Source organism: Streptomyces sp. NPDC005151, from assembly GCF_053599875.1.
This window is the reverse complement of the sequence record NZ_JBSFYR010000022.1, coordinates 26,872-44,089: the sequence shown is the minus strand read 5'-3', so window position 1 is coordinate 44,089 and position 17,218 is coordinate 26,872. Positions and strand designations below refer to the sequence as shown.

The 17,218-nt window shown below is 68.7% G+C and carries 12 protein-coding genes and 2 tRNA genes; 11 read left to right on the top strand and 3 right to left on the bottom strand.

The features are described from left to right. The first annotated feature begins 374 nt into the window (after nt 1-374). From ACWD6R_RS14800 to ACWD6R_RS14790, 3 genes are read left to right on the top strand one after another with little or no spacing between them, the layout of a single operon-like run. A complete protein-coding gene (locus ACWD6R_RS14800; RefSeq protein WP_451819032.1) occupies nt 375-1,217 on the top strand; it encodes an ABC transporter ATP-binding protein in 843 nt (280 codons plus the stop codon). Continuing rightward, nucleotides 1,217-3,697, top strand: a complete 2,481-nt coding sequence (locus ACWD6R_RS14795; protein WP_451819031.1) for an FtsX-like permease family protein — start codon at nt 1,217-1,219, stop codon at nt 3,695-3,697. The genes ACWD6R_RS14800 and ACWD6R_RS14795 overlap by 1 nt, the downstream gene beginning before the upstream one ends. A gap of 9 nt (nt 3,698-3,706) precedes the next feature. Further along, nucleotides 3,707-4,213, top strand: coding sequence for an HD domain-containing protein (locus tag ACWD6R_RS14790; protein ID WP_451819030.1), 507 nt, complete (start codon nt 3,707-3,709; stop codon nt 4,211-4,213). 75 nt (nt 4,214-4,288) lie between these two features. Here the strand turns inward: ACWD6R_RS14790 and ACWD6R_RS14785 are convergent, their stop codons facing one another. Next, nucleotides 4,289-5,443, bottom strand: a complete 1,155-nt coding sequence (locus ACWD6R_RS14785; protein ID WP_451819029.1) for an acyltransferase family protein — start codon at nt 5,441-5,443, stop codon at nt 4,289-4,291. Between the two features lie 480 nt (nt 5,444-5,923). Here ACWD6R_RS14785 and ACWD6R_RS14780 point away from each other — a divergent pair, with 480 nt between their 5' ends. Then, nucleotides 5,924-6,118, top strand: a complete 195-nt coding sequence (locus ACWD6R_RS14780) for a hypothetical protein (RefSeq protein ID WP_451819028.1) — start codon at nt 5,924-5,926, stop codon at nt 6,116-6,118. An 86-nt stretch (nt 6,119-6,204) separates the two neighbouring features. Here the strand turns inward: ACWD6R_RS14780 and ACWD6R_RS14775 are convergent. Continuing rightward, nucleotides 6,205-6,278 (bottom strand) — tRNA-Gly (locus ACWD6R_RS14775). A gap of 164 nt (nt 6,279-6,442) precedes the next feature. Between ACWD6R_RS14775 and ACWD6R_RS14770 the strand changes: the two genes are divergently transcribed. The 5 genes from ACWD6R_RS14770 to clpX all read left to right on the top strand — a co-directional run bounded on the left by ACWD6R_RS14770 (nt 6,443) and on the right by clpX (nt 11,168). Continuing rightward, a tRNA-Pro gene (locus ACWD6R_RS14770) sits at nt 6,443-6,519 on the top strand. A 150-nt stretch (nt 6,520-6,669) separates the two neighbouring features. Further along, nucleotides 6,670-8,064, top strand: coding sequence for a trigger factor (gene tig, locus ACWD6R_RS14765; RefSeq protein ID WP_451819027.1), 1,395 nt, complete (start codon nt 6,670-6,672; stop codon nt 8,062-8,064). 298 nt (nt 8,065-8,362) lie between these two features. Then, entirely contained in the window at nt 8,363-8,968 is a 606-nt protein-coding gene (locus tag ACWD6R_RS14760) for an ATP-dependent Clp protease proteolytic subunit (protein WP_451819075.1), read from the top strand. Nucleotides 8,969-9,019: 51 nt separating this feature from the next. Further along, nucleotides 9,020-9,712 (top strand): ATP-dependent Clp protease proteolytic subunit, encoded by a 693-nt coding sequence (locus ACWD6R_RS14755; protein ID WP_451819026.1) that lies wholly within the window; start codon nt 9,020-9,022, stop codon nt 9,710-9,712. Nucleotides 9,713-9,869: 157 nt separating this feature from the next. Further along, the gene (clpX, locus tag ACWD6R_RS14750) at nt 9,870-11,168 is read left to right on the top strand and encodes an ATP-dependent Clp protease ATP-binding subunit ClpX (RefSeq protein ID WP_451819025.1); all 1,299 of its coding nucleotides are present in this window, start codon (nt 9,870-9,872) and stop codon (nt 11,166-11,168) included. A gap of 81 nt (nt 11,169-11,249) precedes the next feature. On the opposite strand, the gene ACWD6R_RS14745 is transcribed toward clpX, so the two are convergent. Beyond that, complete coding sequence (locus ACWD6R_RS14745) at nt 11,250-12,260, bottom strand: hypothetical protein (RefSeq protein WP_451819024.1); 1,011 nt, start codon at nt 12,258-12,260, stop codon at nt 11,250-11,252. Nucleotides 12,261-12,400: 140 nt separating this feature from the next. On the opposite strand from ACWD6R_RS14745, the gene ACWD6R_RS14740 reads away from it, so the two are divergent. Both ACWD6R_RS14740 and folC read left to right on the top strand, forming a co-directional pair. Beyond that, a complete protein-coding gene (locus ACWD6R_RS14740) occupies nt 12,401-15,022 on the top strand; it encodes a valine--tRNA ligase (RefSeq protein ID WP_451819023.1) in 2,622 nt (873 codons plus the stop codon). Between the two features lie 670 nt (nt 15,023-15,692). Further along, nucleotides 15,693-17,216, top strand: coding sequence for a bifunctional tetrahydrofolate synthase/dihydrofolate synthase (gene folC, locus ACWD6R_RS14735; protein WP_451819022.1), 1,524 nt, complete (start codon nt 15,693-15,695; stop codon nt 17,214-17,216). The last annotated feature ends 2 nt before the right edge of the window (nt 17,217-17,218 follow it).

Below are 17,218 nucleotides of genomic sequence, written 5' to 3'. Positions count from 1 at the left end.
ACCCGGGCCGGCCAGGTAGCACCTTGAGAGCCTGTCGGGTGACCTCTGATCGGGCGGACGCGGTCTGGCACGCACGCTTCCCGCGTTGCCGAAACGCCCTAGTAGCTCCTTTCCCAAGCTCTCAGCTTCGTTCGAGCAGGGGAGACCCCATCCGAGGGCCTTCCGGCGCCTTGGAATCGCACGCACCAGAGCGCGTCCGCTTTCCGATCGAAGGTCACCCGACAGGCTCTGAGGTCTGCCCACCCCCGGTAGCACCCTGGGGTTTGCCCCACCCCCGATCCGCCAGCAGCCGTCATGGTCCGGACCCGCTCGTGATCCGTACGTTTGATGTACCGGCCCGACAACCGGTCGGCGAGCAACGAAAGGCGGACACCATGGGGCTGCGACGCACCAAGCAGGGCGCGCAGGACAGGCAGTACACGGCGGACATCCACCAGGGGCCCGGCCCCTCGGACCTCGCCGTAGAACTGCGAGGCGTCCGCAGGCAGTACGGCCGCGGCGGCTCCGCCGTCCACGCCCTGAGGGGCATCGACCTCGCCCTCCCGCGCGCCAGTTTCACTGCCGTCATGGGCCCCTCCGGCTCCGGAAAGTCGACCTTCCTGCAGTGCGCGGCCGGACTCGACCGCCCCACCGAGGGCTCCGTACGTCTCGGCGGCACCGAGATCACCGGCATGAGCGAGAACAAGCTCACCGAGCTGCGCCGTACCCGCCTCGGCTTCGTCTTCCAGGCGTTCAACCTGCTCCCGTCGCTGACCGTCGAGCAGAACGTCGTCCTGCCGATGAGGCTCGCGGGGGAGCGCACCGGCTCCGCCCGCAGCCGCCGTGCAGCAACCGAGATGCTCACCCAGGTCGGCCTCGGCGACAAGGGAGCGCGCCGCCCCGGCCAGCTCTCCGGCGGCCAGCAGCAGCGCGTCGCCGTCGCCCGCGCCCTGGTCACCCGCCCCGATGTGGTCTTCGCCGACGAACCGACCGGCGCGCTGGACACCACCACCGCCGCCGAGATCCTCGCCCTGCTCCGGCACGCAGTGGACAGTCTCGGCGCCACCGTCGTCATGGTCACCCACGACCCGGCGGCCGCCGCCTACGCCGACCAGGTGCTTTTCCTCGCCGACGGCGCGATCGCGGACAGCCTGCCGCGCGCCGGCGCCGCACAGATCGCCGCGCGGATGACCGCACTGACCGCCCACGCCTCCGCCTATGCAGGAGCAGCAGCCTGATGTTCACCCCGCACGTCCCGAACGGCCTCGCCCGCGCGGCTGTCCGCTTCAAGCCCTCCTCGTTCGTGGGGACCTTCGTCGCGCTCCTGATGGCCGCGGCGATCGTCTCCGCCTGCGGCATCCTCCTGGAGACCGGCCTGCGCGCCTCCGTCCCCGCGGACCGCTACGCGAAGGCACCCGTGGTGGTCGCCGCCGACCAGAAGATCCATATGACGGTCGGCAGTGGCGACGCCGAGGAAAACTCCGACGTGCTCGTACCGGACACCGCACGACTGCCCGAATCCCTGGTGGCGAAGGCCGCTTCGGCCCCCGGCGCGGCAGCCGCGATCGGGGACGTCACCTACTCCGTACGGCAGGACAACACCCTCCTCACCGCACACGGCTGGGGCTCCACCGCCCTCACCGATACGCGGCTGCTCACCGGCGACGCGCCCAAGGCCGGTGAAGTCGTCGTCCCCACCGGCACCAAGGGCCGGGTCGGCGAGAACATCGCCCTCGACACGCCCGCAGGTGTAGCGGAGTTCCGGGTATCGGGCACCACCGCCACCGACGCCACCGTCTGGTTCGCCGACCGGCAGGCCGTACAGCTCTCCGGCCACCCCGGCCGGGTCGACGCCATCGCCGTGCTCGCCGACCGCGGCACCCCCGACGACACCCTCGCCGACCAGGTGCACAAGGCCGTCGGCCATACTGCCGCAGCCAAGATCCACACCGGCGACGACCGGGGCGCCGTCGAGAACTCGGCTCTCGCGGGCGCCAAGGAACTCCTCATCGGCCTCGGCGCTTCCTTCGGCGGCGTCGCCGCCATGGTCGCCGTCTTCACCGCCGCCGGTACGGTCGCCCTCTCCGTGGGCCAGCGCAGCCGCGAGTTCGCCCTGCTCCGTGCCGTCGGTGCCACCCCGCGCCAGCTGCGCCGCACCGTCGCCACCGAATCCCTGCTCGTCGCCCCGCTCGCCGGAGCGCTCGGCTGCCTGCCCGGAATCGCCCTGGCCCGCTGGTGGTTCGGGCAGCTCCAGGACAGGGGAGCCATCCCCGAGGCCGTGGCACTGCATATCTCCTGGCTGCCCCTGACCGTCACCGCTGCCGCCACCATGGTGACCGCGCTGAGCGTCGGCTACCTCGCCGCGCGACGTCCCGCCAAGATGAAGCCGGGACTCGCCCTCGCCCAGACGGCCGTGGAGCGCGCCCCGTTCGGCTGGATCCGTACCCCGCTCGGCATCGCGGCCCTCATCGGCGGCGGAGTCTTCGCGGGAGTCGCCGCCTCCACGTCCGGCGGCGACGCGGCGAACGCAGCCACCGGCGTCGTCATGCTCTTCATGCTCGCGGTCGGACTGCTCGGCCCGGTGATCGCCCGGATCTGCGCCGCCGTCATCGGGTTCCCGCTGCGTGCCGCCGGCGCGCCGGGCTCGCTGGCCGCCGCCAACTCCCTTACCAACTCCCGTCGACTGGCCTCCGCGATCACCCCGATCGTGCTCGCCATGGCCTTCTCGTCGACACTCGTCTTCATGCACACCAGCCAGGAGCGGGTGACCGCACACCAGCAGCGCGACGCCGTCATCGCCGACCACATCGTCTCCGCGCCGGCGGGACTCACCTCCGACGCGACCGAACGGGCCGCCGCCACGACCGGCGTCTCCACCGCCGTCGGGCTGCTTCGCGGCGCGGTCCTGGTGCCCAGCGGACCGGGTGCCGACCCCATGCTGCAGAGCGCCTCCGCACAGGGCGTGATCGGCTCCGGCGGAGACCTCGCCAAGGTCCAGGACCTCGACGTCAGGACCGGATCCCTCACCGGTCTGCGGCCCGGAACCGTCGCCATCGACACCACGCTTGCCGACTCGGTGGATCTGAGCCCGGGCGACCGGCTCGCCCTGCGGATGCCGGACGGCACCAAGGCGTCCCCGAAGGTCGTCGCGATCTACGGACGTGGCCTCGGCACCAGTCTCGTCACACTGCCCGCAGCCGACCTGAAGACCCATATGACCTCGCCGTACGCCTCCGACATCCTGGTACGGGCCACCCCTGCCGCCGCACAGAAGCTCACCGCACTCGGCACCGTCACCGACCCCTCCAGCTATGCCACCGCGCAGGACAAGGAGCGGGAGATCAGCGCCTGGGCCAACACCACCATGGCCGCGGTCCTCGGCGGATTCGCCGCCGTCGCCGCCGTCAACACCCTGGTGATGACCGTCCTCGACCGCCGCCGCGAACTGACCATGCTCCGCCTCGTCGGCTCCACCCGCCGCCAGGTCATGGGCATGATCCGCTGGGAGGCGCTGCTCGTCACGGTTGCCGGAGCCGCGCTCGGCACTGCCATCGCGCTGGCCACGCTGGTCCCGATGATGAAGGGGCTGACGGGCGAACCGCCTTACATCCCGCCGGTGTTGTACGGATCGTTCGTCGCCGCGACCGTCGGGCTCGGCCTCGCCGCCACAACGGTCCCGGCTCGTGCGGCCCTGCGAGGAACGGCCGCCCGTCCGTAGGGTCGGACCATGACCACGCCGCGCAGGAACCTGAACCTGGCCGAAGTCGAGGCAATCGCCCGCATGGCCCACCGTTCACAGACGGACAAGGCGGGACGTCCCTACGGCGAACACCTCCACGCCGTCGCGGAGGGTGTACGGATCAGGGGCGGCAGCGACGAACAGATCGCCGCGGCCTGGCTGCACGACGCCGTCGAGGACGAGGTGCTGTCCCAGGAGTGGCTGGCCCGCGCGGCCCTGCCGCAACAGGTCAAGGACATGGTCCTCGCCGTCACCAAACGGGACGGCGAGGACCTCGCCTCGTACACCCGGCGCATCCTCGCCACCCCGGGCGCCCTGCTGATCAAGGAGTCCGACCTCGCGCACAACGCCGATCCGGACCGCCTCGCGGTACTGGACCCGGCGACGCGTACCCGGCTGACCGCGAAATATGCGCAGGTACGCGCGCTGCTCGGGCTCATTCCCGGCGAACCGCCCGCGGACCGGCCGGATCCGGCCAACACCGCGGGCGACTGAGACCGACCGGCAATGGGGGGGTGCGTGCCCCAGCCCCGTGACGCCGCCCCCCAATTGCTGGTCGGTCTGATCCACTCAGAGCCTGGCGGCGTCCCGCCGGAATGCCCAGCGCATGTCCGGTTCGGTCGCGAAACGCAGCACCCGCCGTACGGGTGGCGTACACATCAGCGTCACCGCGGCAGCCGCGAGCAGGGAGACGAGGACCAGGCCGCCCGGTTCGGAGAGCCACGCGTACCGGTCGAACACCCCGGCATAGCCGACGCCCTTGATCAGGAACCCGTGCAGCAGATAGCCGCAGATCGTTCCGGCGCCCAGCACCGTGAACCACATGTGGCGGCGCGGCACCCAGGCCAGGAATCCGACGGTGAGCAGCAGCGCACAGCCGAACATCGCCAGCGTCATCACCGCACCCGACCACCACGGAGCGCCCATCTCCGGCGCGCTGTTGCTGCGGTAGAACCAGCCCAGCTGCATCCGCGGCGCCGCCCAGTACGCGAACACGATGGCCGCCGCGAACAGCGGCAGCGCCAGCAGTCGCACCTCACGTCGGCGCACCAACTGGAAGTGTTCGGGCTTCAGTTGGAGACCCAGCACGAAGAACGGCAGGAACTGCAGGACCCGCTGGAGATCGAGAGCATCGCCGATCGTGGGGGAGAACGAGGCGAGTACGGCGATGACGAGCGCGACGGGCAGCGGATGGCGCAGCGCCTGCCACAGGGGCGTGGTGATCCGCCAGATGAACAGCGAACACAGGAACCAGGTGAGATACCAGGGGTCGAGCAGGCTGATCGGATGGTCCGGCGAGTCGTCCGCGTACCGCTGGAAGAGCGAGTACGCCGTCTCGAACACCACATAGGGCACGGCGACACCGGTGACCAGGCGTTTTACCTTCTTGGCGCTCAGATCGAACGAGCGGGAGAAATAGCCGGAGACGATGATGAAGGCCGGCATGTGAAAGGTGTACGCAACCATGTACAGCGCACGGGTGGTCCGGCTCCCGTCCATCACGGGTTCCCATGAGTGCGCCACGGCGACCAGCACGATCGCCAGGTATTTGACGTTGTCGAAGTAGGCGTCGCGCCGCTTCGCGGGCTCGGCCGCAGGAGGCTTGTTCGCCACCGGTGCGGGGGCTGTCGCGGTGGTGGTCCTGCCTCCGTCCGGTCTGGGCTCCGACTCCCGCGTCGCCGGGGAGATCGGGTCCCTCTGAAATACGTGCGGAGCGTGGAACATCTAAAGCACCTTAGGCGTCTCGAATGCAATTCGTAAAACGGCCATCGGATATCGCGTGTTCTCGCCCATTCGAAAGTGAAACCACCGAAAAATGCCCGCTATGGCCTGATTGATCCGCCTTAAATAGTGCATATCGTCAGGCAGTTGGAGGGAGTGAATTTCATCGCATCAAGGTCGACGGAATATATGTGGATGATGTGTGTGGATATGGAAATCATCATGGCCGCACGCCATTTGATCCGAGCTCCGAACGGCCCCTGTGCTGCCCCGGGACGGTTCCGGCGGGGCGTCGGCAGACGTGCCGGAAGGGTGGTGCGCCCCTCGCGCACGCGGGGCGTGAGGTTGGCGAGATCCGGACAGTGTGATGCGTCACCTGGCAGCAACCATGGGGGAGTTGATGGCACGATGGACGTAACGGAGGAGTGCCGGGATGCGCGCCTCCGGGCCGGCAAGGCGGACCGACCAAGGGTGTGATCAGTCGTGGCCATTTCACTGTCTGTGGTGCTGATGTTGGCGATCATCCTGGTGGTCCTGATCCGCAGCGGCTCCATCAAGGCCGGACCCGCGGTCGTCGCGGTGCTCTTCGGCTTCTTCCTGGCATCGACCGGCATGGCGCCGTCGATCCAAAGGTTCATGAACTCGATAGCGGAGACGGTCAGCAACATCTCCTTCTGACGCACCGTCGGCCGGCCCGTGGGGCGGGTCGCCGAACGCATCAGGGCCAGGTCGGAGGATGTCCTCCGACCTGGCCCTGAGTGGCATGGAGCGGGCGACGGGAATCGAACCCGCGTAGCTAGTTTGGAAGACTAGGGCTCTACCATTGAGCTACGCCCGCAAGCACCGCACCGCAGGTCACGAGGACCGCGGCACGAAGAGCATCGTAGCGGGTCGCGGACGGTCTGCGCACACATGGTCGCGGCACGGGGTGCCGCGTTCCGCGCCGCCCCGAAAAGCGGTCTGTGCACCGCCTGTCGGCATGTACCCTTCGTGTCGCACCGACGGGGTGTGGCGCAGCTTGGTAGCGCGTCCGCTTTGGGAGCGGAAGGTCGTCGGTTCGAATCCGGCCACCCCGACCACCAGCAAGATCGCATTGTGGGAGTCATCCCCCTTGCCGTTACTATGCAAAATGCGTGCCCGTGTGTCTGATGTACCGGGCTCGATCCGCGGAGCCGCTGTCCGGTGGCCGAGCAGAACCCCAAGAAGTCAGCCACCAAGGAGACCGAACCGTGAAGAGCGCCGTGGAGACCCTGAACCCGACTCGGGTTCGGCTCAGTATCGAGGTGCCCTTCGAGGAGCTCAAGGACAGCCTCGACGCGGCGTACAAGAAGATCAACCAGCAGGTCACGGTGAAGGGCTTCCGTAAGGGCAAGATCCCCAACCGGGTCATCGACCAGCGGTTCGGCCGCGGTGCTGTGCTGGAGGAGGCCGTCAACGACGCCCTCCCGAAGTTCTACACCGAGGCTGTCAACGAGGGTGAGCTCAACGTCCTGGGCCAGCCCGAGGTCGACATCACCGAGCTGAAGGACGGCGAGCTGCTGGCCTTCACCGCCGAGGTCGACGTGCGCCCCGCGATCGAGATCCCGGACTACTCCGGCATCGAGGTCACCGTGGACGCCCTCGAGGTCACCGACGAAGAGGTCGAGAAGGCCGTGGAGCAGCTCCGCGAGCGCTTCGCCTCCACCAACCCGGTCGAGCGCGCCGCCGCCGAGGGCGACGTCGTCACGATCGACCTGCAGGCCAAGGTCGACGGCGAGGTCCTGGAGGACGGCGTGGCCGAGGGTGTCTCGTACACCATCGGTTCCGGCGAGCTCCTCGACGGCATCGACGCTGCTGTCACGGGCCTGGAGGCGGGTGGCGAGGCCACCTTCGCCTCCGAGCTGAAGGGCGGCTCGGCCGAGGGCAAGGAGGCCGAGGTCACCGTCAAGGTCACCGCGGTCGCCGCCCGTGAGCTCCCGGAGCTGGACGACGAGTTCGCCCAGATGGCGAGCGAGTTCGACACGCTCGACGAGCTCAAGGCGGACAGCCGTACGCGCCTGGAGAACACCAAGCAGTACGACCAGGCCACCCAGGCCCAGGAGCGCGTCCTCGAGGAGCTGCTGAAGCTCGCCGAGGTCCCGATCCCCGAGAAGCTGCTCGCGGACGAGGTCCAGACCCGCAAGCACAACCTGGAGCACCACCAGCTCGGCCAGATGGGTCTGACCCTGGAGAAGTACCTGGAGATCCAGGGCAAGACGGTCGAGGAGTTCGACGCCGAGACCTCCGAGCAGGCCATCAAGGGCATCAAGACCCAGTTCATCCTTGACGAGCTCGTCAACAAGGAGAAGCTGAACGTCAACCAGGAGGAGCTCACCGAGCACCTCATGCGGCGCGCCGCTTCCTCCGGCATGAGCCCCGACCAGTTCGCCCAGGCCGTCGTCGAGGGCGGCCAGGTGCCGATGCTCGTCGGCGAGGTCGCCCGCGGCAAGGCGCTGGCTGTGGTCGTCGAGGCCGCCAAGGTCATCGACACCAACGGTGAGGTCGTCGAGCTGGAGGACGAGGAGGAGCTCGAGGAGGCCATCGACACGGTCGAGGCCGCCGAGGGCACCGCCGAGGCCGCTGCCGAGGAGAAGAACGAGGCCTGAGCCTCGCGCTGAACCCGTGCGACGGGCTCCGGACGCTCAGCGTCCGGGGCCCGTCGTCGTCTCGTGGCAGAGTCCCTCGCAGCCGGCCCCGAGCTCCCCGCCCGGTGCCGCAGAACCCTTGTGCGCACTGCCGAGCTTGCGCTCCCAGCGAACAGTTGCGGAAGCGGGATGGCGTTGTCCTACCTGCGCGTTAGGGTCCATGAATAGGAAGGGCAGGGGAGTCCCCGCCCGCCCGGTACGAAGACGCTGAGACGGCCGGAGCCGTCAGAGACGAGCAGGTGGATACGTGACGAATCTGATGCCTTACGCCGCCGGAGAGACGTCCCTCGGTGGTGGCCTCGGCGACCAGGTCTACAGCCGACTGCTCGGCGAGCGCATCATCTTCCTCGGTCAGCAGGTCGACGATGACATCGCCAACAGGATCACGGCGCAGCTGCTTCTCCTTGCCGCCGAACCCGACAAGGACATCTACCTCTACATCAACAGCCCCGGCGGCTCGGTGACGGCAGGCATGGCGGTCTACGACACCATGCAGTACATCCCGAACGACGTGGTCACCATCGGTATGGGCATGGCGGCCTCGATGGGCCAGTTCCTGCTGACCGGTGGCACTGCGGGCAAGCGCTTCGCGCTCCCGAACACCGACATCCTCATGCACCAGGGTTCGGCTGGCCTCGGCGGTACCGCCTCGGACATCAAGATCCAGGCGCAGTACCTGCTCCGTACGAAGCAGCGGATGGCGGAGATCACCGCCCGTCACTCCGGCCAGACCGTGGAGACGATCATCCGCGACGGCGACCGCGACCGCTGGTACACGGCGGAGGAGGCCGTGGAGTACGGGCTGATCGACGAGATCATCTCCGCCGCATCGGGCGTTCCGGGCGGCGGCGGCACCGGGGCCTGAGCCCCTCTGCCCGCCCAGCCCACAGCCCACAGCCCTCAGAACGCCACCAGGATGGTGAACACCGACATGAGCAACTACCCCGGCCTCCCCGGCGCCTCCGCCAGCGGCCTCTACACCGGCCCGCAGGTGGACAACCGCTACATCGTTCCGCGCTTCGTGGAGCGCACCTCGCAGGGTGTGCGGGAGTACGACCCGTACGCGAAGCTCTTCGAGGAGCGCGTGATCTTCCTCGGCGTGCAGATCGACGACGCGTCCGCCAACGACGTCATGGCGCAGCTGCTGTGCCTGGAGTCGATGGACCCGGACCGTGACATCTCGATCTACATCAACAGCCCCGGCGGCTCGTTCACCGCGCTCACCGCGATCTACGACACGATGCAGTTCGTGAAGCCGGACATCCAGACGGTCTGCATGGGCCAGGCGGCCTCCGCCGCCGCGGTCCTGCTCGCTGCCGGCACGCCCGGCAAGCGCATGGCGCTCCCCAACGCCCGTGTGCTGATCCACCAGCCGTCCTCGCAGACCGGCCGCGAGCAGCTCTCCGACCTGGAGATCGCAGCCAACGAGATCCTGCGGATGCGCACCCAGCTGGAGGAGATGCTGGCCAAGCACTCCACCACGCCGATCGACAAGATCCGCGACGACATCGAGCGCGACAAGATCCTGACCGCCGAGGACGCCCTCGCCTACGGTCTCGTCGACCAGATCGTCTCAACCCGCAAGACCGGGGCCGGAGCGCTCGCCTGACCTCGGCCTTCACCCCTTGGCACGGCGGGTTCACACGGTCTCGGCCGTGTGAACCGCGCCAAGGGGGGCCCGAACAGGGGGCAAGGCAAGGTACCGTCGGATAGAGGCACCAGGAGCCGCTGAACCAAGCTGCTCCCAGGCGAAGGGGAAGCACCTCGTGGCACGCATCGGTGATGGCGGCGACCTGCTCAAGTGCTCGTTCTGCGGAAAGAGCCAGAAGCAGGTGAAGAAGCTCATCGCGGGACCCGGTGTGTACATCTGCGACGAGTGCATCGATCTCTGCAACGAGATCATCGAGGAGGAGCTCGCGGAGACCTCCGAGGTGCGGTGGGAGGAACTCCCCAAGCCGCGCGAGATCTACGAGTTCCTCGAGGGGTACGTCGTGGGTCAGGAACCCGCGAAGAAGGCCCTCTCGGTCGCTGTGTACAACCACTACAAGCGGGTCCAGGCGGGCGAGAACGGCGGCGCGCAGGGCCGGGACGACGCCATCGAGCTGGCCAAGTCCAACATCCTGCTGCTGGGCCCCACGGGCTCCGGCAAGACGCTCCTCGCGCAGACGCTGGCCCGCATGCTCAACGTTCCGTTCGCCATCGCCGACGCGACGGCGCTGACGGAGGCCGGCTATGTCGGCGAGGACGTCGAGAACATCCTGCTGAAGCTGATCCAGGCCGCGGACTACGACGTCAAGAAGGCCGAGACCGGGATCATCTACATCGACGAGATCGACAAGGTCGCCCGCAAGAGCGAGAACCCGTCGATCACTCGCGATGTCTCCGGCGAGGGCGTCCAGCAGGCGCTGCTGAAGATCCTGGAGGGCACCACCGCCTCCGTACCGCCGCAGGGCGGCCGGAAGCACCCGCACCAGGAGTTCATCCAGATCGACACGACGAACGTGCTGTTCATCGTGGGCGGTGCCTTCTCCGGTCTGGAGCGGATCATCGAATCGCGGGCGGGCGCCAAGGGCATCGGCTTCGGCGCGACGATCCGTTCCAAGCGCGAGATCGAGGCGAGCGACCAGTTCCAGGAGGTCATGCCGGAGGACCTGGTGAAGTTCGGGATGATCCCCGAGTTCATCGGTCGCCTCCCCGTGCTGACTTCGGTCCACAACCTGGACCGCGAGGCGCTGCTGCAGATCCTCGTCGAGCCGCGCAACGCGCTGGTGAAGCAGTATCAGCGCCTCTTCGAACTCGACGGTGTGGAGCTGGACTTCGACCGCCCGGCGCTGGAGGCCATCGCCGACCAGGCGATCCTGCGCGGCACCGGCGCGCGCGGTCTGCGCGCCATCATGGAAGAGGTCCTCCAGTCCGTGATGTACGAGGTGCCGTCCCGCAAGGACGTGGCCCGCGTCGTCATCACGGCGGACGTGGTCCGCAACAACGTCAACCCGACGCTGGTCCCGCGCGAGCCGCGGACGATCGGCAAGAACGACGGCGGCCGCCACGAGAAGTCCGCGTAGCGGTTGCGGTAGCACGACGTACACGAAGGGGCGCCCGGCCAGGTGAACTGGTCGGGCGCCCCTTTTGTCGTTCCGTGCGTGCTACTTGACCTCGACGCGGACGTCGTTGCGGAGCTTGGCCGCGTTGTTGGCGGCGTCCTCCACCGGCACGCTCTTGCCGGTCATCATGGCGGCCATGTCCATGTCGAGGACTACGGCAACGGTGCTGTGGTCGCCCCAGACGCAGATGGGCACGGACATGGTCTTGGCCGATCCGGACTCGCCCGAGACCTTGTTTTCCTGACACTTCAGGATGCCGTTCTCGAACCCGGCCGGGGTGTAGGTCTTCGGGCTGCCGACCAGTTCGCCTTCGGACTTCTTGTCCTTGGCGGCCTCCGACTTCATTTTGGCGAACATGGCGTCGACGACCTTCTCGGGGTCGTTGATGTCACCGTAGACACCACTGAACGACAGCATCTTCTGGGCGGTTGCGTCCCCTGAGGTGTAACTGCCCTGGGCATCCTTGGGGTTGGTCACCCCGTACCCATCGAACTCCTTGAGGTCGGAGGCGGACATCTTGTCCTCGCTGGGCGCCTTCTTGTACGTGCCCCCGAGCACAGTCTCCGGCGTCGTCAGCTTGTACGTCTTGCCGTCGTCGGCGACCGAGCTGCCGCCCCCGCCCGACGTCAGGAAGTACGCCCCGCCCGCGATGACCGCCAGCGCCACCACGACGCCGCCGATGATCAGGCCGGTCTTCTTCTTCGGAGGGGCCGGAGGCATCGGCATCTGGCCACCGTACGGCGCCTGACCGTACGGGGCCTGGGGCTGCTGGCCGTACGGGCCCGGCTGCTGGGCCTGCGGGTAGCCGTAGCCCGGCTGGGGCTGCTGCGGAACACCCTGGGGGGCCTGCTGCGGGTACCCGTAACCCGGCTGGCCGCCCTGCGGCGGCTGGCCGCCGTACGGGCCTGGCTGCTGGTCGTACGGTCCGGGCTGGCCCTGCGGAGGCTGGCCGCCGTACGGTCCGGGCTGGCCCTGCGGAGGCTGGCCGCCGTACGGTCCGGGCTGGCCCTGCGGAGGCTGGCCGCCGTACGGGCCCGGCTGGTTGTAGCTCATCTGCGGTGTCCCCTGTTCGTCATGCTTATGCGTTCCGAACATCCTGACGGAAGGTCCACCCGCATGGAGCAACGGGAGTCACACCGTTACTCGACAAACCGGTTTCAGTGCACGACTGTGACGGCCCTAAACTGTCCCCCGTGACCGAGAACACTCAGCAGACGCCAGCCAGCAACCCCGAACTGCCGACCCAGTACGCACCGGCCGAGGTAGAGGGGAAGCTGTATGAGCGCTGGGTAGAACGTGGTTACTTCGAAGCCGACGAGCACAGCGAGAAGCCGCCCTACTCCATCGTCATCCCGCCGCCGAACGTCACGGGCAGCCTGCACCTGGGGCACGCCTTCGAGCACACGCTGATCGACGCCCTTGTCCGGCGCAAGCGCATGCAGGGCTTCGAGGCGCTGTACCAGCCGGGCATGGACCACGCCGGCATCGCCACCCAGAATGTCGTCGAGCGCGAGCTCGGCAAGGAGGGCAAGTCCCGCCACGACCTGGGCCGTGAGGCCTTCGTCGAGCGCGTCTGGCAGTGGAAGAACGAGTCCGGCGGCCAGATCTCCGGGCAGATGCGCCGCCTCGGCGAGGGCGTCGCCTGGTCCCGTGAGCGCTTCACCATGGACGAGGGTCTCTCCACCGCCGTCCAGACCGTCTTCAAGAAGATGTACGACGACGGGCTGATCTACCGCGCCGAACGCATCATCAACTGGTGCCCCCGGTGTCTGACCGCGATCTCCGACATCGAGGTCGAGTACCAGGACGACGACGGCGAGCTCGTCTCCATGAAGTACGGCGACGGTGACGCGACCATCGTCGTCGCCACCACCCGCGCCGAGACGATGCTCGGTGACACCGCCGTCGCCGTCCACCCCGACGACGAGCGCTACAAGCACCTCGTCGGCACGCGCATCAACCTGCCGCTCACCGACCGTACGATCCCCGTCGTCGCCGACCACCACGTCGACCCGGAGTTCGGCACGGGCGCCGTCAAGGTGACGCCCGCGCACGACCCGAACGACTTCGAGATCGGCAAGCGCCACGACCTGCCGTTCCTCACGGTCATGGACGAGCGCGCCGTCATCACGGTCCCCGGCCCCTTCGAGGGGCTCGACCGCCTGGAGGCCCGCTCCGCCATCGTCGGCGCGCTGCGCGCCGAGGGCCGGATCGTCGCCGAGAAGCGTCCGTACCTCCACTCCGTCGGCCACTGCTCACGCTGCAAGACCACTATCGAGCCCCGGCTCTCCCTCCAGTGGTGGGTCAAGGTCGCCCCGCTCGCCAAGGCGGCCGGTGACGCCGTCCGCGACGGCAAGGTCAAGATCCACCCGCAGGAGATGGAGAAGCGGTACTTCGACTGGGTCGACAACCTCCACGACTGGACGATCTCGCGCCAGCTCTGGTGGGGTCACCGCATCCCCGTCTGGTACGGCCCGAACGGCGAGGTCGTCTGCGTCGGACCGGACGACGAGGCCCCCACGGGCGAGGGCTGGACGCAGGACAGCGACGTCCTGGACACCTGGTTCTCCTCCGGCCTCTGGCCGTTCTCCACGCTCGGCTGGCCGGAGCAGACCGACAGCCTCGCGAAGTTCTACCCGAACTCCGTCCTCGTCACCGGCTACGACATCCTCTTCTTCTGGGTCGCCCGGATGATGATGTTCGGCCTGTACGTCAACGACGGCACCCCGCCGTTCGAGACCATCGTTCTGCACGGCATGGTCCGCGACGAGTTCGGCAAGAAGATGTCGAAGTCGTTCGGCAACGTCGTCAACCCGCTCGACTGGATGGACAAGTACGGCTCGGACGCCCTGCGGTTCACCCTGGCGCGCGGTGCCAACCCGGGCGTCGACGTCCCGATCGGCGAGGACTGGGTCCAGGGCTCCCGCAACTTCGCCAACAAGATCTGGAACGCGACGCGCTTCGCGCTGATGAACGGTGCCACGATCGAGGGCGAGCTGCCCGACCCGTCGCAGATGTCCGCGACGGACCGCTGGATCCTGTCGAAGCTCAACAAGACCGTCGCCGAAGTCGACGCGTTCTACGACGACTTCCAGTTCTCCAAGCTCAGTGAGGCGCTCTTCCACTTCGCGTGGGACGAGGTCTTCGACTGGTACGTCGAGCTGTCGAAGACCACATTCTTCGCGGGCGGCGACCAGGCGAAGGTCTCCGGCCGGGTCCTCGGCGAGGTCCTCGACGTGATGCTGCGGCTCCTGCACCCGGTCGTCCCGTTCGTCACCGAGACGCTCTGGACCACGCTGACCGGCCGCGAGTCCCTCGTCATCGCCGACTGGCCGAAGGACTCCGGCTTCCGCGACGACGCGGCCGAGCGGGAGATCGAGCTCGTCCAGCAGGTCGTCACCGAGGTCCGCCGGTTCCGCTCCGACCAGGGTCTCCAGCCCGGCCAGAAGGTCCCGGCCGAGCTCACCCTGACCGGCACGGCGCTCGCCCCGCACGAGGCGGCCATCCGCCAGCTGCTGCGCCTGCAGCCCGCCGGTGACGGCTTCCACGCCACCGCGTCGCTGCCGGTCGCGGGCGCCACCGTCGCCCTCGACCTGTCCGGCACCATCGACGTGGAGGCCGAGCGCAAGCGCCTGACGAAGGACCTGGGCGCCGCCGAGAAGGAGAAGGCCCAGGCCAACGCCAAGCTCGGCAACGAGGCGTTCCTGGCCAAGGCGCCGGACAACGTGGTCGACAAGATCCGTACCCGGCTCGCCAAGGCCGACGCGGACATCGCGCGGATCACCGCTCAGCTGGCGAACCTGCCGCAGAGCTGATGATCTGAGGGCGAAGCCCCCGTGTCCCTGACCGACCGGGGACACGGGGGCTTCGCCGTACCCGTTCCGGCGCCCGCGCCGCAGCCGGACCCGTAGCAGCGGCTCGTACGGCTCGTCCGGCGTGTCCGGTGCAGGGCAGTCGTCCGCCCGGACTCCGGGGCGCGCACCGCTCGGGCGCCGCAGTCGGGCTCAGAGCCTGTCGGGTGACCTCTGATCGGGCGGCCACGCCCTGGCACGCACGCTTCCCGCGTTGCCAAAATGCCCTAGTGCCCCTCCCGGCAAGCTTTGCCCCGTCGCGCCGCCCAGCACGCCCGCTCGCCGCGTTGGCCAAAAGCCCTGGTAGCTCCGCTACAAGGACTTCCGGCCGCCTTGCGATCGCACGCACTGGACGACGCTCCTCATGGGGCAAACATTGCCGGTCACGGCACTAGTAGCTCCTTCCCCAAGCTCTCAGCTTCGTTCGAGCAGGGGAGACCTCATCCGAGGGCCTTCCGGCGCCTTGGAATCGCACGCACCAGACCGCGTCCGCTTTCCGATCGAAGGTCACCCGACAGGCTCTCAGAGGGCAGGGAGCACCATGTGCCCCCTGCCGACAGCGGCCCGGCGGGCGATTCGGGACCGTTGCCGGGCCCCGCGCCGGATGTCCGTCCCGATCCGTAGACTGGGACCCGTGAGTGAGCCCCGCCCTTCAGACCGGCACGACGCGTCCGAGTCCGACGACACCTTCGCGGAGATCGTCGACGAAGCGACCCAACGCGACCCCGACCTGGCGGTGATCGAGGCCGGCAGCCGCACCCTGCGCACGGCCTCGGGACCGGTCCCGGGTGACGAGGTCCCCGCCCGACCCGCCGACCCGGAGGTGGACAAGGCGCTGCGCGCGGTGGAGCAGGAGCTCGCCGGCCGCTGGGGCGAGACGAAGCTCGAACCGTCCGTGTCGCGGATCGCCGCGCTGATGGACGTGCTCGGCGAGCCGCAGCACGCGTACCCGTCGATCCACATCACCGGCACCAACGGCAAGACCAGCACCGCCCGCATGATCGAGGCCCTGCTCGGCGCCTTCGAGCTGCGCACCGGCCGCTACACCTCGCCGCACGTCCAGTCGATCACCGAGCGGATCAGCCTGGACGGTTCGCCGATGGACCCGGAGCGGTTCATCGAGACGTACAACGACATCAAGCCGTACGTCGAGATGGTCGACGCCCAGCAGCCCTACCGGCTCTCCTTCTTCGAGGTGCTGACCGGCATGGCGTACGCGGCCTTCGCCGACGCGCCGGTCGATGTCGCGGTCGTCGAGGTCGGCATGGGCGGCAGCTGGGACGCGACGAACGTGATCGACTCCTCGGTCGCCGTCGTCACCCCCATCTCGCTGGACCACACCGACCGGCTCGGCTCCACACCCGCCGAGATCGCCGGTGAGAAGTCCGGGATCATCAAGCAGGACGCCACCGTCATCCTGGCCCAGCAGCCGGTCGACGCCGCGCAGGTCATGCTGAAGAAGGCCGTCGAGGTCGACGCCACGGTCGCTCGCGAGGGCATGGAGTTCGGCGTCGTCTCCCGCGAGATCGCGGTCGGCGGCCAGCTTCTGACGCTGCGTGGCCTCGGGGGCGAGTACGAGGAGGTCTTCCTCCCGCTGTACGGCGCCCACCAGGCGCACAACGCGGCGGTGGCGCTCGCCGCGGTCGAGGCGTTCTTCGGTATCGGCGCCGAGCAGTCCGGCTCGCTCGACATCGACACGATCCGCCGGGCCTTCGCCTCGGTCCGCTCGCCGGGCCGCCTCGAAGTCGTCCGGAGCAGCCCGCCCGTCGTCCTGGACGCGGCCCACAACCCGGCGGGCGCCCGCGCCACCGCCGACGGGCTGTCCGAGGCGTTCGGCTTCTCCCGGCTGATCGGCGTGGTCGGCGCGAGCGGCGACAAGGACGTCCGGGGGCTCCTCGAAGCCTTCGAGCCGATCTTCGCCGAGGTCGTCGTCACCCAGAACTCCAGCGGCCGCGCGATGGACGCCGACGAGCTGGCCGCCGTCGCGGTCGAGGTCTTCGGCGGCGACCGCGTCCAGGTCGAGCCGCGCCTCGACGACGCGCTGGAGGCGGCGATCACCCTCGCCGAGGAGGAGGACGAGTACGCGGGCGCCGGCGTCCTGGTGACCGGCTCCGTGATCACAGTCGGCGAGGCCCGACTACTTCTGGGAAGGCACTGACC